The following is a 16586-nucleotide window of genomic DNA, read 5'->3' on the forward strand; positions in this document are numbered from 1 at the left end:
CCGACCAGGCGGCCGGCCACCGGCTGGGCAACATCAACGAGGCGCTGTACGCCCTCTCCGGGCGCGCCGCCCACCACGACCGGAACACCGGCATCGTCGACGTCAACGACGGCACGGACAACAGCTACAAGGACGTCATCGGCTACAAGGCGGTCGACGGCTACGACATGGCCACCGGCGTGGGCACGGTGGACGCCCTGCGCTTCGTACCGGCTCTGGTCAAGGCGAGCCACCGACGCTGACACGGCACTGCCGCGACGGGGTTTCTTCCCCGACAGCCACACCTGAGACGGCCCGGGTCCCGTGCCCGGGCCGTCCGCAGCCTCGGTACGCATGTCGTGGTCCGCGGCGCCGTACGCGTGCAGGCTGGAATCGGCGCGTGCCCGGTGGCGCAGCTGCGGTACGTTGGGACGCAATGCGGATCACGAAGTACACCCACGCTTGTGTACGGCTGGAACACGGGGGCCGGGTGCTGGTCATCGATCCCGGGGTGTGGAGCGAGTCGGCTGCCTTGACTGGTGCGGACGCTGTGCTGGTGACTCACGAACACGCCGATCACATCGATGTCGTTCGCCTGGCCGGGCTCGGCGTGCCGGTCTACGCCCCTGCCGAGGCGAACGTTCCGTGGCTGGAGGTAGTCGGGGTCTCCTCCGGCACAAAGTTCATCGCCGCCGACTTCCGCGTGCGGGCGGTCGGCGGGCGTCATGCGTTCATCTACGACGGCCAACCGGACTGCGCGAACCTCGGCTACATCATCGACGAGGCGATTTACCACCCCGGTGACTCGTTGCACGTGCCCGAGCAGCCGATCGAGACGCTCCTGGTTCCGGCCCAAGGATCGTGGATGAAGACAGCTGAGGCGATCGACTTCGTCAAGGCGGTCAAACCGCAGCGGGCGTTCGCGATACACGACGCCCAGATCAACGATCGCGGCCTCAGCAGCGTCAACGGCTGGCTCACAGAGGAGACCAACAACGGCTACCGGTATCTGAGGCCCGGCGAATCGGTCTGAGGAGTCCGCTGGCCCCCGGCGGCGAGAGGCGCGCGGGTTCATCGGCTGCCTCCGGGGGACAGAACGTCCTGGACTCTGAGGCTGCTGGCCTCGAACTTGTCCGCGTCGACTGCATTGGCGAGCGATTCGCCAACGCCGTGAGGATGCGCGGTGGCCGGCCGCGACGAGTTGTTCGGTGGGGCGGTTGCGTAGCGGGGTGAATGGGGGGTCGTGCGGCCCGGTTTGGGTGGGAGGTGTGGGCACGGCGAGCCTTTCGGGCAGGGGCCCCTCACGTGGGGTCCGTGACCGTGGGTGAGGTGGGGCGCGGGATGGGATGGGCGGGCGCGTACTGGGCGGCCTGGGCGTCGAACATCGCGGCGTAGCGGCCCTGGGCGGCCATCAGGTCGTCGTGGGTGCCGTGTTCGGCGAGTCGGCCCTGGTGCAGGACGGAGATGTGGTCGGCGTGGCGGACTCCGGACATGCGGTGGGTGACCAGGACGACGGCCCGGTTCGGTGCGGCGAGCCGGCGGATGCGGTCGAAAGCGGCGATCTCGGCTTCCGGGTCCAGTGCGGAGGGATCTACCTCGGCCACCCCGGCGACGCCCTCGGCCTACTCGGCGTCGCCGCAGCGAAAACGGCACTGCCCGCCATGAAAGCGCTGCTCGCCGATCGCCGCCTGAGACTATCGACCCCATGGGCAAGCATTCCCGACCCGGTCCGCCGAACCAGCCCTCCCGCGTGGTCCCACGCATTTTCTCAAGTGACCCGCTCGAGGCGTACAACAAGCGACGTCGGCCGCCGCTTGATCAGTACCGCCGGCACCGCCCTGTGCGTGTCGGCGGCGGGCACCTTTGCCCCGATGAGCCAAGGGTGCTGGAGGAATGGGACGGCTTCCGCTTTGTCCCCGCAGGGACCGCACCCGACCTCGCGGCGGCACAGCGGTGGGTGAACGCCCTGACGTTCGGCAACTGCGCCGACGGCGACGAGTCCGCTGCGTGACACTCGCATAGCCACCGTCCGCCGGCACGCAGCTGGACATGACGACTGTTGGGCACCGCGATTCCGCGCCGAGGAGGCCTTGGGCGAGCGCACCTTCGCCTGGCCGTACCAGTTCAAACGACTCCGCGTCCGCTACGAGCGACACGCCGACCTCCACCAAGGCCTGCTCGAACTCGCCTGCGGAATCATCTGCCTCCGACGGCTTCTGCGGTCAACCGTAGCCCCGCAGTAGGCTCCTGACGCGTGATCTTCCTCCTCACCGCACGCCTGCGCCACCCGGCCAGGAGCCCAGCCCTGAACCCAGGGCCGAAGAAGCGGACGACGACGCGTTGATCAAAGCGCTGCGGGCTCGCGCATGGGATCCGGGCCTGCGATTTGACCGTGCAGACGTCCCTGTCGTGTGGCTTGCCGAGCGTTACGGCAAGCCACGGTTGGAGCAGGATCGAGACGACATAGTGTCGTACGGCAGCGACGGGACGGTTCAGCTCAAGGCTGGGAGCGAGGAGGCGGCTGCCTACTACGCGGACGCTCCTCGCGGGCCGCTGTTTCCCCCGGTCTCCCTGTCTGAGAAGCTGTTGTCTTTCCGGGTGTGATTGGCGTGTTTCCGCTGGTTGCGGATAGGTGCGTAAGACCCGTGGGAGCAGTGGCCTGTCAGGTCGTCGTTCCCCGGGAGGTCTCGAATGCCGTCAGTCGTTGGACTACTGGAACAGCACGAGCTCTTTGCTCGGCGTCGGGTCGATGGCCTGCGTGAGGAGGCCGACCGTATTCAGGCCGAGTTGGCCGCGGCCGAGGAGGAATGGCAGGGGTGGGCGATCGCCCGGCGGTGGGTCGATACGGTTCTGGCTCCGGACAGCGCCGCTGACGCCGACCCCCGAGCTGCCGCCGGGCCTCGGGAGGCGGACAAGCAGCCGGCGTCCCGTGATGCGGCCAACCCGAAATCGCAGGTGCCGGTGTGGCGTGAGGAGGTCGCCTCTTCGGTGCTGTCGGTCGACTACCAGCGCATCCTTCAAGCCGTCGCGGACCGTGTCCGTCTCGGCCAGGAGCCGCTGACCGGCCAGGAAATGGCCGCAGTGTTCGGCATGGACGTGGTGCCGGCGCGGGTGGAGGCATTGCGGTCGAAGGCGAAACGCCTGGTCGCCCGAGGCTGGCTGGCCGAGCCCGCACCCGGCCGGTTCACCCTCGGCCCCGGTGTGGCCGGGCCAGGCGACGGGTCATGAGGGCGGCCATCGACCAGTAGATCATCGCCTCGGCACTGGCGATACGACGCTCGAAGTCGCGGGCCAGGCGGCGGCTTCGCATCAGGTGCGCGAAGAGACGCTCGACGATCCACCGCTTGGGCAGCACCACGAATCCCTTCATGTTGTCGCTGCGCTTGACGATCGCCAGGACCAGGGCGAACGCGGCCAGGCAGTGCTCGATCAGACTGCCGGTGTAGCCGTCGTCGGCCCAGACCAGGGCCAGGCGATGGTGAGCGGCAGCCACCTGTTCCAGCAGGATGTGGGCAGCGGCGCGATCGCCCACATCCGCAGCGGTGACCATCACGCCCAGCAGCAGGCCGAGGGTGTCGACCACGACGTGCCGCTTGCGTCCGTTGACCAGCTTGCCGCCGTCGAAGCCACGGGTGCCGGCGCCGACCACGGCATCCGCCTTGACCGACTGCGAATCAATCACCCCAGCCGTCGGCAGGGCATCGTGCCCTGCCCTCTCCCGGACATGCCCGCGCACCCGGTCATGGAACTCCCGGACCAGGCCGCGATCGCGCCAGCGGCGGAAGAACGCATAGACCCGGTCCCACGGCGGGAAGTCGGCCGGCATCGCCCGCCACTTGATGCCGTTGTCCACGAGATAGCCGATCGCGTCCAGCATCGCCCGGTGGCAGTACGCTTCCGGCTGCCCGCCCTGGCCCTGCATCCAACCCGGCACCGGCAGCAGCGGCCGCACCACCACCCACTCCGCGTCCGTCATGTCGCTCGGATACCGACGCACTCGCAGGCGATTGTCGGCAGCGTTTCCGAACCGGTGAGCCAGACAGTCGCAGTCCCGAGTACCCGCGGGGGACTGCACGGGCATCGGCACGCAAGACTGCGACACCAGGGCCTCCTGATGCTCGGTGATTCGACACCAGCGAGCTGTTCAGGAGGCCCTCCTCGCATGCGCCGAGCACCCGACGACCACCCAATCGAGACGGCCGTTCGAGCACCAAGTCCCCAGAGCATTACGACAAAAGCTACTTACGCGTCGGGGTGCTCCGGCAGGGCGAGCCAGTCCGACCAGGAGATCTCGCGGCCGAGGAAGCGCGGCTGCTCGAACGGCCAGTCGGCGGCGATCCACTGCGGCACCAGCTCGTCGAGGGCCTGCTCGACCTTGCTGCCCACCAGCTCGTCCACCACCCACCAGGAGATCTCGCCGTCCGCGCCGGCCCTCTCCGGTGGGTCGATGTAGACGCAGCCGAGCAGAGCTGTCTCCGCCGCGTCGAACAGCGCGTAGTTGAAAGACTGGTGTGCGGCGATCTCCTTCTCGTGCCGCAACAGGTCGGCCTGGTCGGCCTCGTAGGTCATGGTGGCCGCGGGCCAGCCCCAGGCTGGGCCGAAGATGGTCCACAGCCGCTCGCGCGAACCCATCACAGCCGGATAGTCGAGCGGGGTGTCTGCCTCCCGGATCGGCCGCAGGTGATGACCACTGCCCGGCAGCGGTACCAGGACGCGATGGACGAAGTCATCGGGGAGCCAGCTCATAGCGCCCGACCGTAGCAGCGCGCGGCCGTCCGCGCCCCTGGATTTTCCCCGTATACCGCCAGGCCCTGCTCTCATGCCGGGCAGTGCCCGCGATCACCCGATCGAGACTCCCGTTCGATCGACAGACTCCATGATCGGTATGGCAACGGCTTCTTAGGCAGCAGCTGCCTGACTTCGGCCGCCCCAGCGGATGCCCTTCTCGCTGCGGATACGGGCGCGTTCGCGGCGTTGGGCGGCCAGCACGTCGGGGTGGCGGGCGTTCGCGTTGCGCCAGCGGAGGTACGCGTGGAGGGCTCGGGTCTGCGCGGTGTGGTTGCGGTGGTTGGAGTTGGCGATGGTGAACTGCCGCAGCGGTCCGAAGTGGGCCTCGATCGGGTTGGCCCAGGACGCGTAGGTCGGGGTGCAGCACAGCTCGACTCGGTTCTTCTTTGCCCAGCGCCGGATGGTCTCGCCCTTGTGAGCGGACAGATTGTCCAGGATGACGTAGATCGGGGCGCCGTCCGGGCGGGCCGCCCGGATTGACCTCAGCGCAGTCAAGGTGTTCGCGGCCCCCTTCTTGCGCCGGTTGACGCCCCAGAGCCTGTCGTCGCCGACGAGTAGCAACCGTGAAAGTAGCGCACCCCGTGAGTACGGTGATAGGTCGCGGGATGCCGCTCGGGCCGACCCTCTTCGGCCCAGCACGACCCGGCGGTGGGCCTGATGCCGAGCGGGCCGAACTCGTCGAACGCGAAAACGCGGTCCGGGAAGTTCTCCAGCACGTGCTCGATCCGGTCGAGCTTGGCGTCGCGCTCGGGGTCGGGGGATTCCTTCCAGGTCTTGGCGCGTTGGAAGGTGATGCCGCGGCGGGCGAGCAGGCACCGTAATGCCTCGCGGCCGATCCGGATCACACAATCACACGGCCGTGTACGCGGCGCAGGTAGGCGGCGAGTTTGCGGAGGGACCAGCGGGTGAAGGGCTGCCCGAGCTTGGTCGGCCGGGTGGTGGCCGTCTGGACGACGAAGTCCTCGTCGTCAGGACTGAGCAGGCGGGGACGGCCTCCCGCCCACCGAGGGTCCAAGCAGGCCAGACCGATCTCGTTGAACCGGTGGACCACGTCCCGGACCGTGTCCTCGTCGGCCTGCACCAACTTTGCGATCACCGGCACCCGGTTCCCGCCGGCCGAGGCCAGCAACATCATCGCGCGCCGGTAACGCACCGAACTGGTGCTGCCCCGGCGCACGATGCTGTTGCAGCTTCTGCCCCTCCTGGTCAGTCAATCTGCGCACACGGACAGGCTCAGCCCCCACACCCCCAGCGATCAGATCGGACGTCACCGCTCATCCAACCGCTCGGACACCGAATCCGGCGAACCTACGTGGTCAGAGCACCAGATGATCCGGGGTTCAATCACTCGGTCCTCAGCGAGTTCCGGGACCGCATGGCTGTCGGGGAGCGGGCAAACCGGCTGCTGACCGTGATGGTCGATCAGCCGGTGGCGGCGGGCCTGATCAAGCGGCACGGCCGGATGCGGATCGATTCCACTCATGTGCTGGCCGCGGTACGGAAGTTGAACCGAGAGGAGCTGGTCGCCGAGACGCTGCGGGCCGCGCTGGAGGAGCTCGTCGCGGCGGACGAGCAGTGGCTGGCTGCTCTGATCACGCAAGGGTGGGCGGATCGTTACGGGCGTCCAGCCCGCTACGACCGACTACCCAAGACGAGACCGGAGTTGGCCGCGTACGTGCTGCAGGTCGGTGAGGACGCATGCGGCTGCTCCGCACCGTCCACCAGGACGACACCCCACCCCGGTCGCGCACGCTGTTCCAGGTCCAGGTGCTGCGGCAGGTGTGGATCCAGCAGTACTTCTACGACGCCAACAGGCAGCTGGGCTGGCGCGGCCTGAAGGACACAAAGGATCGGCTCAGCCGCCGTGGTACCCCGCGCCGCTCCGAGGGCCTAGGTGCCGGCAGCCCGGATCCGGCCTCGGCGTGGGTGCCCTGGTCGGGCACGGAGATTGTCACTCCGCACGATGCCGAGGCCCGTTTCGCCCACCGTCCGGGGAAGGCGGCCTGGATCGGCTTCAAGGACCAGCACGTCCTCACCGCCGCCGGCGCCAACATCGTCCGCCTCAGCGAATGCTTCCCGCCCGGCACCACACCACATAGGCCACCACGGCCGCTCACCCCGTTCCAGCGGATCTGCCAGAACAGCCAACTTTCGCCCGGCAGTTGGCCAAGCGGACATCACCAACAGCATCCCGATCACGGGACAGAGCCGTTCGATTGACAGACCCGCCACTGGCAACGGGACGCGAATGAGCGGCTCACCGTCCACCACCATGGTCCGCCAGGTATGACAAGGCAGCCATGCTCGTGCTCTCGGCAGGTTTAGCAGTCCAGGGCAGGCTGTGCCGACCTGATGATGCACTCCTGCGCCCCGTTCGGGAGCCGGTTACCGGTGGCGGTGCTGTTCACCAGGGTGGGGCTTTGAAGGTTGCGGTGGCTGACGATCCGCAGGGGCCACCAGGTCGGCAAGGCGCCCCCGATGTTCTGGGCGATCTCGCCCATCGATGGCCGGTCATCTGCCCACGATGCCCTTCGCGGACAACGGGGAGGTCGGGCGATGCATGGGCTCGAAGCGGTGGTCGTCCGGCTGGCGTCGACGGTGGTCCTGCACACCCACGCCGTCCGCTACAGGGACAACTCCCTCGCGGCGTGACCGCAGCCACCCACCCATCACTCAAGAAGCAACGCCCCCCTTCCTGAACGCCTGGAACAGCCGCCTCAGAACTTGATCGGGAGTACGACGACCAGGACCTGGTAGCCGAGTCCGTCAGGGACCGAGGTGTCCGGCAGTGAGATGCGTTCGATGACGACCCCGCCGAGCCGCTGCACGATCTGCTCCATCTTCGGCAGCGTGAACGAGTTCGTGGCGACGGTGAGGCGTGCGCCGGACGCCGCGATCCGGCGGATCTCGCGCTCTCCGCGCGTGGTGATGGGCGCGGACCGCAGCGCGATGTCCGTGGCCGTGTCGGTCGCAATGGTGTCGGTCACCGGGCGAGGTGGTCCGCCGACGACGCCGGGGTCCGTGACGAAGTCCTCGAAGCCCTGGTACTGGGTTTCCCCTTCGCCGCCGATGTTCACTTTCCGCCCGAGGCCCGGGTTGATCGGCGTGGCCATGTGGTCGACCGGGCGCCCGCTGGTGTCCACCGGGCACGTGCTGTGGTCGTGCGGGGATCCTTCGTGGGTCAACGAGACGAACAGGCTGATCACGGCGGGCGGCGGCCGGTTCTCGAACGCCACGATCTCGTTGTCGAGCGCGGCGATCGTCTTCTTCCCGACGATGTTGTCCGGCGTCGTCTGGCCAGGACCCAGGATGTTGCGTGGCGGTCCCTTGAAGGCCAGTACGGTCCGCACCGTTGTCGGACCGTAGAGCATCCCCTCGACCTCGTCGGGCGCGATCACCCCGGCGCCCAGCGTGACGAGCGCTGCCTGGATCTTGGTGACGTGATCGCCCTGGGCGCCGGGCGTGACGTGACTGGCGTCGGACACCAGGCACTTTTGCAGCGCCGGGTCATCGCGGAAGAGTTTCGACGTAAGAGGCATCCTTCCACCTTGTCTCACGCCGCGCCGACCGGCATCCGCAGGACGGACACCGATTCGGAGAAGTAGTTCGGCACATAGAGCTCGGCGCCGTCCGGGGTGACCGTGACCCCGCGGATCGGCCCCCTGCCGACATTGATCGTCCCGATGCACCAGCCCTACGGCGACGCATACGGCCAGTGGAGCGCCATGGAAGCCCTCAACCGCGAGGGCCTCACGCGGACAGGTCGGGCCGGGACGCATGCCACCAGGCTACGAAGGCGCTGGCGAGGGCGTGCCGGTCCAGGGGGCCGATCGGACCGAGGTGGGCCGGCACCCGCATGTCGCGGGGTGGGCCGTCGGGGCACCGGGACGTCGTCAGCGGGGCGCCTGCAGGCTCAACTGGTGGCACGCGGGCGTCCAGTGGCGGGGATCCGCCATCGGAGTGAGCATGGAACAAAGTGAGCGGCATCCCGGGATTTCACAGCTCTTCCGATCTCGGATGAGGCGTTCTCATGTCGCACAACACCACCCGCCCTCTTGCCCTGAGGCTCTGGCAGGAGGTGCGGAACCATTCCGGTGCGGGTCGTCACGACGGCGACGGCCCTGGCGCAGGGTTCGCCGGAGAACGGCCCTTCGGCCCGGACCACGGTCCGCGTCCTGGCCCCCACCCCGGCGGACCCCCTCACCGGCCGCACGAAGAGGACGATGCGGAAGGACCGTTCCGGGTGGTGCGGCCGGCGGACATGCTCGTCGTCGACATAGCCCTGGTCAATCTGCGGTTCGACGGCCACCGCCTGGTGCGGCGGGACCCGGCCGAGCCGGCGTTCGTCCTCATCGGGTTGCCGCCGCAGCATGTGCGGGAGGAGGTTCCCCCGCCGCTGAACACCGTTACCACCGCCCTTGGTCCTATGAAGGCCGTGACCGCCGGTTCGGCCCGGCTGGCTTTCTCGATTCCCGACGATGTGGACGGCCTTGAGCTGTCGCTGACCTCGTTGCTCGACTGGGCACCACTGGTGCCGATGACGGTGCCGACGGGCCTGAAGAGCCCGGACACGGCGGGATCGACGGTCTTTCAGGGCATCCCGAGAAGTGTCATCGAATTCCCCACCCGGCTGCTGATCACGTACGACGAGCCGGTGGACTGGGTGGGCCGACCGGAGCCCCAACAGGCCGCCGGCCGGACCGCGTTGTGGCACGCGCGGCTGCACGGAGCCCGGGACGGCGAGGTACTGCTGCGAGCCTTCGCGACGATCGACAACCAGGACGTACCGGGCGACCGCAGTCCGCTCATCGCCGACAGGCTGGAGGACATCGTCACCCTCACCAGCCGGGCGGAGATACCCGGCCCCGGGGGAGCGCCCCTTGAAGTCCCCAGTGCGCCGTTGCACGCCGAGCAGTTCATCGTCACGCCGCTCGGATCCTCGGCACACCTGCACGGCGCCTGGGCGAAGTTGTCGGAGACCGGTGAGGGGCAGTACAAGGAGGTCCGGCGGCGCCCCCCGAACCTGGCGGCGTACGACCACATCACGGGCCTGGGGCGGGAGCAGTTCATTCGCGTCGTCGCCCGCGGTCGCCTGTGCACCGGCCATGAGTCATTGCACGTGCATGAGCTCACGCGGGTGTTCGTCGCGCGCCCGGACGACGGAATCGTCGCCTACCTGCAGCGCGAGGACCGGATAATCGTCACGCAGCCGGAGGTCCACTACGGGGCGGACAAGGGTTTCACCCACCACGGGCGCGAGATGCCCTTCCGTGTGCTGCGCATCACCGACCGCGTCACCCCGCCGATCGAGCCGAAGCCTGACACCGAGGCCTTCTGGGTGGTTCTCCCCGGCCCCGGGCCGGACTACGAGTTCACCTTGATCGGTACGGACTCCGAGGGCCGCAACGTCAGCTTTACCATGCCACTGGTGTTTGTGCCCGACGGACTGCTCGATGAGCAGGAGCAGTTGGAGAGACGCTACGACCCGTCGAAGGAACCACGCCTGCCAGGCCGTCTGAACCGGTCGATGGGAGGCCAGGTGATGGCCATGGCGGAGCCACCCGCCGGAGCTCCCGGCAGCACCAGCCATGCGGTCGGCACCTTGACCTTCGGGCTCGGGACCACCGGTGACGGAGGCCGCTTCGTGGTCGGCCTGCCCCATGTGTCGGCCGCCACGGTACGGGTCCCGGCCGTGGAGCAGTTCATCCCGAACGCCGGTGACTGCGTCGTCCAGTTCAACGACACCTATCTCCGGCAGACGATGGAGAAGCATCCGGCAGGCGCGTACCTGGATCTGAAGAATCCGCTCGATCTGACCTTCGGCGCGGAGAAGGGCGGCGGAGTCGCCAGCCCCAATGCCGCGGTCAAGTTGATCACGAGCCAGGCGGGTGTCGTGCCGGACGTGTTCAAGCCGAACCCCGACACCGGGGAAGTCGTCGACGCGCTTCCCGTCGAGACCATCAGGGCGGCGTTCGGCGGGGCGAAGCTGCTCGGCTTCATCGACCTCGGCCGGTTCCTGAAGAGCATCGCCAAGGACAGCTTCGACACCCTGCGCCAGCTCGGCGACGACCACCAGATCGAGGAGATCCTGCGCGCCCCGGGTGGGCTGCTGCCGGTGCCGGTGCTGCGTATCCGTGACCTTGCGGACGGTCAGAGCAAGGAACTGCGGTACGTGTGGAAGACGCCCTTGGCGCCGCCGGACGACGGGAAGACGGACATCCTCGACGCGACCCATGCCGCTCTGACCCTGGACGCCCGGACCGTCCGCTCGAAGGACGCCGTCGACCAGGCCACCGTGCAGGGCGCACTGACCAACTTCGCCCTGGCCTTCGCCGGCATCGCCCGCGTCGAGATCGCCGACCTGAGGTTCAGGACCGGCACGGGGACGAAGCCCGACGTGACGGCCGCCGGCCTGGAACTCAAGTTCAGCGGCGCGCTGGAGTTCATCAACACCCTTCGCAGTGCCCTGCCCGCGGACGGCTTCGGCGCCGGTGCCTTCGTGGACGTCCAGCCCACCGGCGTCCGCGCGGGCTACAAACTGGCGCTTCCCTCCCTCGCCGTCGGCGTCCTCACCCTGTCGAACGTCTCGCTGGCGGCCGAGCTGGCGATCCCCTTCGACGGCAAGCCGGTCTTGTTCCGCTTCTCGGTCTCCGAGCGCGAGCACCCCTTCAATGTCACCGTCTCCCTGTTCGGCGGCGGCGGCTACTTCGCCATGCGGGTCGGCGCCGGCGGCGTGGAGCAGATCGAGGGCGCCATCGAGTTCGGCGGCAGCGCGTCACTGAATCTCGGGGTTGCCAGCGGCGGGGTGTCGGTCATGGCGGGCATCCTCTTCACGTACGAAGCCGGGGACGAGTTCCATGCCGCGGCCGTCTCCCTGAGCGGATACCTGCGGTGCAACGGCTTTCTGACCGTACTGGGCATCGTCACGGTGTCCGTCGAGTTCTATCTGCAGCTCGCCTATGAGAAGCACCCGGACACACACGAGTCGGTGGTCCGCGGCAGGGGCATCATCACGGTCAGCGTGCGGATCGCCTTCTTCAGCAAGTCCGTCGACCTCGAACTCGAGCGGAGCTTCTCCGGCGCGCCGGGCGACCCCACGTTCGCCGACTGCGTCCTGCCGTCGCACTGGCAGGAGTACTGCCAGGCGTTCGCCGCGTGAGTCCGGTGGGAGACGACCATGGCATTTGAACAGCACATCAACTGGACCGTTCTGCCCGCCGGGCTCTCGGACGACGGCACCCAGGCCCGGGTGTCCGTGTTCATCGCCCCTCGACTGGAAACGCCCGGCGCGGAGGCCCCCGGCCCCGACAAGCCGCCCGTCACCACGCTGGAACACTTCCCCGACTTCGTCACCTGGCCGGACAAGGTCAAGGCGGTCACCTTCGAGTTCGCCACCGCGGACGACAGCCATGTACCGTCCGCCTTCCTCACCAGCCCGCTCGTGCCGCAAGGCCCGCCCCCCGACACGAAGTTGTGGACAAGTCTTTTCCACGAGGACACCCCTGTGGAACCCTTCGTCTTCCAGGACGCCAGACAGCGTGGATTTCGCACCTACTCGGCCACGAAGGTCAGCGACCGCACCAGGGCGGTCTACGCCGAGGCCGCCAAGTCGTCGCCGGAGACGCCGCCCGCGGCAAGGGACACGCTGCGCTCCCTGCGTGCCGCATCACCCGGCGCAAGAGGTGTGGCGGCGGCGACCGGAGGCACCGGTGACGGCATGCCCCCGGAACTGGTGGAGCTGGCTGATTTCCACAAGGCCAGGATGCGCGACTCGATCGTCCGCGGAGAGGAGCCCCCACCGCCGCCACCGGAACTGCCGAAACCCGACTTCCACCAGATGCTCACCTCGCTCGGGGACCACCCCACGCTGCTCCGGCGCCTCGGACTGGTCCGGGACTTCCTCCTGCCGGCCGACCGGCTCCCCGTCTCCTCGGGCGAGCTGTTCCTGAGCGTGACCCCTCACTGGACGTCCGCACTGCGGAAGGACTCGCACGACGTGGCTCCTCGCACGCGGTATGTCTTCCTCCCGGACCGCCATGTCTTCGCCCCGGCGGCCCAGGCCCCCACGGACGGCGAGCCGCTGGCGCCGCCCTCGCGCGGCCTGGTGGCGTTGTCCGGGAAATTCTCCGTCGAGCAGGCCGACATCGACGGCGCCGCGCTGAAGGTCATGTCACTCCCGGCGGATGCCAAGGGGCTGTCCCCGGTGCGGACCCATGGGATTTCACTGGTCAGGGACGAACGCCTGAAGAGCCTCCAGGACGACCTCAAGCGGGCGGTGGACCACAACCAGGCCTTTACCCGGGTGCTCGCGCAGAACGGAGCGCGTGTCGCGGCGCCGGACCCGCAGCCTCCGGGGGCCGCCCCGCCGGAGGCGCAGGCCCCCGAGCCCGGCCCCGAGCTGGCCGCCCAGGATCTGGTACGCGGCCACCGGATGGACATCTGGGACGAGGAACGGCAGCGCTGGTTCTCGCTGCACGAGCGCAGCCTGGAGTACCGCCAGCCGAACGGCGGACCGCTCCTGCTCACGGCCGCCGACGAGGGCTTCTTCCAGGCCAACCTGGTCTCCCCACCGAACGACGCCGATGAGCACCATCTCTACGTACCCGAACATCTGGCCACCTGGGACGGGTGGTCGCTGTCCGCGCCCCGCCCCGGCTTGGTTCTGGACATCGAGGAGGGCTCGGTCGAGGAGAACAAGCCTCCCAATCAGCCCGTAGAGGTCGGCAACAAGGCGCAGACTCCCCTGCACCTGGAGATCACGGCCAAGGCGCAGCCCGGCTCATTGCCCAGGCTCCGGTTCGGACACCAGTACCGGGTGCGGCTGCGCACCGTCGACCTGGCGGGCAACGGCCCTGGCCTGACGGAGGCCGACGCCCTGATGGACGGGAACGACCTGGCGCTCCCCGGTTCCGGGCTGTTGGTCTTTCAGCGGTTCGAGCCCGTCCTGGCGCCTGCCGTGGCGCCCAGACTGCCGTTCGGGGAAGGCGCCTCGGACTTCCGGATGGTGATCCGGAGCAGCCCCGGGTCCGGCCCGCCCCCAGCCGGTCCCCCCGGCCCTGGGGGGCATGCGGTGAGGATCGCCCTGTCCAACGTCCAGTTCGGCAAGACCAACGACGACGTCCGCGTCGTCCAGGAGGCACTCATGGCCCAGGGCCACCGCCTTCCGGGCGGCGCGGACGGCGTCTTCGGCAAGCAGACCAAGGCCGCCTACGCCGAAGAGCAACGCGACCAGGGCTTTTCGGGGCGCGATGCCGATGGCGAGCCCGGCTGTGTGTCCCTGACCGAACTGGGCCGCAAGAGCGGCTTCACCGTCGACTGCGGCACTCACACCGCCACCGCCGCCCGCACGGGCTCCGCAGCGGGCGTGACGGCGGAGCAGTACGCCGCTGACTTCAACCGGTCGTCACTGGTCACCAAGGAAGGACATGTCGCCTACCAGGGGGTGGACGAACGCCATGTGGTGGCGCCGAAGGCGTCGCTGCGGTGCGTGGAGTGGCACGGACTCCTGGACGAGGCCATCGGCTCCACCGACAAGCATGTCCAGGACACGGTCTACGCGCTGGCCATACGGGAGAGCGGCTCACTGAACGACTCCTCCCAGCCGAATGTACGACTGGAGCCGGTCCAGTCGCCGGCGGCGGACCCCGCCAACCCCGCGACGACCGCCCTGCACATGGGGGAGCAGGTCGAAGTGCGCTATCTTCGCGATCCGCTGGCCAGGGGAGCCGTCTTCCTGGACCTGCCCGGAATGCCCGCCGGGGAGCCCTTCGAAGTCCCCTGGGGCGGCCCCGTCTGGCACCGTCCCCAGTCCTTCAGGCTGAGGCTGGCCGAAGGGACCGCACCACCTCGCTTCGATGAGGCGTCCCGGGTGCTGACGGTATCGCTGCCGAAAGGCGCCGTGGCGACCGTCCGGATGTGCTCCATGATCGACTTTGACGAGAGAATCATGGGTCTGGCCTCATGGTGCCGGGAACTGCCGCAGCCGGCACCGCAGGTCATGCCGGAGACGGAGGCGCAGGCTGCGGCGGGCAGGGCGGCGGAGCAGCACAGAGCCGACCGCGCGCTGGAGGTGGCCGCGGCCGGTCAGCACTGGCTGTTCACCCCCTGGCATGAACTGGCCCTCGTACACGCCGTACAACGACCGCTGAGCGCACCGGTGTTGGAACTGTCCCCCCTGGCGAACCCGCGCGCCTCCGGCGCGACGGCCGAGCACCTCGCCGGCACCATCGCGCTGGACGAGGGCAGCACGGACCGGATCGACCTGGTCGCGGAGTGGACCGAGGTGACGGACGCCGGCCCCACGGGCCGCCACACCCAGCAGATGACCGTCCCGGTGTTCGGGCTCCTGACGGCGAGGGCGAGCCGCGCAGGCGTCCCCGGAACCGAACCCGCCCTCCTCCGCGACGGCATCCTGACATTCAGCACCCAGGCCGCCGAGGCCAGGGCGAAGGCGAGCCAGAACAGCGGGGACAGGATCCCGCCCGTACCCGAGAAGCAGGAGTTCGGCGACACCAAACACCGCACCGTGAGCTACCGCCCGGTGGCGGGCAGCAAGTTCGGCGACTACTTCCCTCCCGAGTTCGCCGCGCCCGAGAACAAACTGTCCGTACCGGGAGAAGCGAAGGAGCACTCGGTGCCCAGCAGCGCGCCGCCCACGGCGCCGCAGCTGCTGTACTGCATGCCCACCCTCGCCCTGGAGCACGTCCCTGCACCGCCCGGCGCCATCGTCCAACGCCGGCGCGGCGGTGGCATCCGGGTGTACGTGGGCCGTACCTGGTTCTCCTCCGGAGACGGCGAACTGCTCGGCGTGGTCCTCGGCGAGCCGCCGGGGGGTGACCCGCACTCCGTGCGGGACGCCAGGGTCACCCTGATGGGCCGCGACCCCATTCACCGTTCCGCACCCGTCGTCGCGCCGACCCCGGACGTTTTCACGAACGCGGTACGGCAGTCCGGGAAACTCTCCATCACCACGCCCTCCGGCCCGCTCACCGTCACGGTCGTGGGCTTCGCCCCGCAATTCGACGCGGACGGCAAGGACGGCCGCTGGTTCTTCGACCTGGACCTGGACACCGGGGACGCCTGCCTGCCCTTCGTGCGGCTCGCCCTGGTCCGCTTCCAGCCGGACTCCATCCCGGGAGCCGAGATCTCACCGGTCGTCCTCGCCGACCTCGTGCGCACCCTGCCCGACCGGGAACTGACGGTCAGGCTCGGCGATTCCGTGTCGGTCAGCGTCACCGGCCCCTCCTGGGATCCCACCGGTTCGGTGCCGCCGCAGATCACCGCCACGCTGCAGCGCCGGCACGATGTCATCGCCGACGCGGACCTCGGCTGGGTGACAGTCGAGGGCACCGCCACGCCACTCACCTCGATCTCTGCGGAGTCCTCCCACAGGCCCTTCTACACGGGCCAGGTCCCGGTACCCCCCGTGCGACGCGGGGTGCCGCTGCGCCTGCTGGTCGTCGAGACCGAGGGCATTCCGGCCAACGGGCCCGTCCCGCCCACGACTCCGGGGCCGGTGGTGTACTGCGACACCGTCGACCTGCCGCCGGGCCGCGGCGACACGGACGACCACGATGACGGCCATAACGGGCACGATGGCCGGGGCGGCCATGATGACGGCGATGACAGGCGTGGCGGGCGTGGCGGCGGGCCCCACCACTGACGGTGTGGAAAACATGCGGAACAGGGCCTGTCGTGATCTCGTGGAAGCAGGGGGCGGCACAGCGGGCGTGCGGGGGTTTCCGGGGGAGTCCGCCACGGTGGGTGCTGTTGCCGCCTGGTCTCCGAAAGCCGGGGCGCAGGAACTGGGAGCGGGCGGT

Annotated in this window: 11 protein-coding genes and 4 pseudogenes; 8 read left to right on the forward strand and 7 right to left on the reverse strand. The window is 69.0% G+C overall.

Annotated features, from left to right (window positions below; translation table 11 throughout):
- Positions 1–242 (forward strand): annotated as a pseudogene (locus ACIPSA_RS42545) (protease); the annotation flags it as partial.
- A 173-nt stretch (positions 243–415) separates the two neighbouring features.
- The gene (locus ACIPSA_RS42550) at positions 416–1012 is read left to right on the forward strand and encodes an MBL fold metallo-hydrolase (RefSeq protein ID WP_402645322.1); all 597 of its coding nucleotides are present in this window, start codon (positions 416–418) and stop codon (positions 1010–1012) included.
- Positions 1013–1280: 268 nt separating this feature from the next.
- Here the strand turns inward: ACIPSA_RS42550 and ACIPSA_RS42555 are convergent.
- Positions 1281–1565 (reverse strand): annotated as a pseudogene (locus ACIPSA_RS42555) (ABC transporter ATP-binding protein); the annotation flags it as partial.
- 119 nt (positions 1566–1684) lie between these two features.
- On the opposite strand from ACIPSA_RS42555, the gene ACIPSA_RS42560 reads away from it, so the two are divergent.
- The 3 genes and pseudogenes from ACIPSA_RS42560 to ACIPSA_RS42570 all read left to right on the forward strand — a co-directional run bounded on the left by ACIPSA_RS42560 (position 1685) and on the right by ACIPSA_RS42570 (position 3207).
- Positions 1685–1990 carry a DUF6087 family protein gene (locus ACIPSA_RS42560; RefSeq protein WP_402645325.1) on the forward strand — a complete coding sequence of 102 codons (306 nt, stop codon included), beginning with the start codon at positions 1685–1687 and terminating at the stop codon, positions 1988–1990.
- An 85-nt stretch (positions 1991–2075) separates the two neighbouring features.
- Positions 2076–2222 (forward strand): annotated as a pseudogene (locus ACIPSA_RS42565) (IS5/IS1182 family transposase); the annotation flags it as partial.
- Between the two features lie 448 nt (positions 2223–2670).
- Entirely contained in the window at positions 2671–3207 is a 537-nt protein-coding gene (locus tag ACIPSA_RS42570) for a hypothetical protein (protein ID WP_402645327.1), read from the forward strand.
- On the opposite strand, the gene ACIPSA_RS42575 is transcribed toward ACIPSA_RS42570, so the two are convergent.
- The 4 genes and pseudogenes from ACIPSA_RS42575 to ACIPSA_RS42590 form a co-directional block, all read right to left on the reverse strand.
- Positions 3164–3955, reverse strand: coding sequence for an IS5 family transposase (locus ACIPSA_RS42575; protein WP_402645329.1), 792 nt, complete (start codon positions 3953–3955; stop codon positions 3164–3166). The two genes, ACIPSA_RS42570 and ACIPSA_RS42575, sit on opposite strands and share 44 nt — an antisense overlap.
- A gap of 266 nt (positions 3956–4221) precedes the next feature.
- Positions 4222–4725, reverse strand: a complete 504-nt coding sequence (locus tag ACIPSA_RS42580) for an N-acetyltransferase (protein WP_402645332.1) — start codon at positions 4723–4725, stop codon at positions 4222–4224.
- A gap of 153 nt (positions 4726–4878) precedes the next feature.
- Positions 4879–6011: pseudogene (locus ACIPSA_RS42585) on the reverse strand (IS630 family transposase).
- A gap of 23 nt (positions 6012–6034) precedes the next feature.
- Positions 6035–6367: a hypothetical protein gene (locus ACIPSA_RS42590; RefSeq protein ID WP_402645335.1), complete on the reverse strand. Its 333-nt coding sequence runs from the start codon at positions 6365–6367 to the stop codon at positions 6035–6037.
- A gap of 98 nt (positions 6368–6465) precedes the next feature.
- On the opposite strand from ACIPSA_RS42590, the gene ACIPSA_RS42595 reads away from it, so the two are divergent.
- On the forward strand, positions 6466–6987 hold the full coding sequence (locus ACIPSA_RS42595; protein WP_402645338.1) for a hypothetical protein: 522 nt from the start codon (positions 6466–6468) through the stop codon (positions 6985–6987).
- 101 nt (positions 6988–7088) lie between these two features.
- Here the strand turns inward: ACIPSA_RS42595 and ACIPSA_RS42600 are convergent, their stop codons facing one another.
- Both ACIPSA_RS42600 and ACIPSA_RS42605 read right to left on the reverse strand, forming a co-directional pair.
- Complete coding sequence (locus ACIPSA_RS42600) at positions 7089–7268, reverse strand: hypothetical protein (protein ID WP_402645341.1); 180 nt, start codon at positions 7266–7268, stop codon at positions 7089–7091.
- A gap of 216 nt (positions 7269–7484) precedes the next feature.
- Positions 7485–8252 carry a hypothetical protein gene (locus tag ACIPSA_RS42605; protein WP_402645344.1) on the reverse strand — a complete coding sequence of 256 codons (768 nt, stop codon included), beginning with the start codon at positions 8250–8252 and terminating at the stop codon, positions 7485–7487.
- Positions 8253–9010: 758 nt separating this feature from the next.
- On the opposite strand from ACIPSA_RS42605, the gene ACIPSA_RS42610 reads away from it, so the two are divergent.
- Both ACIPSA_RS42610 and ACIPSA_RS42615 read left to right on the forward strand, forming a co-directional pair.
- Positions 9011–11926: a hypothetical protein gene (locus ACIPSA_RS42610; RefSeq protein ID WP_402645347.1), complete on the forward strand. Its 2916-nt coding sequence runs from the start codon at positions 9011–9013 to the stop codon at positions 11924–11926.
- An 18-nt stretch (positions 11927–11944) separates the two neighbouring features.
- Positions 11945–16429, forward strand: coding sequence for a peptidoglycan-binding protein (locus tag ACIPSA_RS42615; RefSeq protein ID WP_402645350.1), 4485 nt, complete (start codon positions 11945–11947; stop codon positions 16427–16429).
- Positions 16430–16586 lie beyond the last annotated feature (157 nt).

This window comes from Streptomyces sp. NPDC086549 (genome assembly GCF_044746205.1).
Taxonomy (GTDB): domain Bacteria; phylum Actinomycetota; class Actinomycetes; order Streptomycetales; family Streptomycetaceae; genus Streptomyces.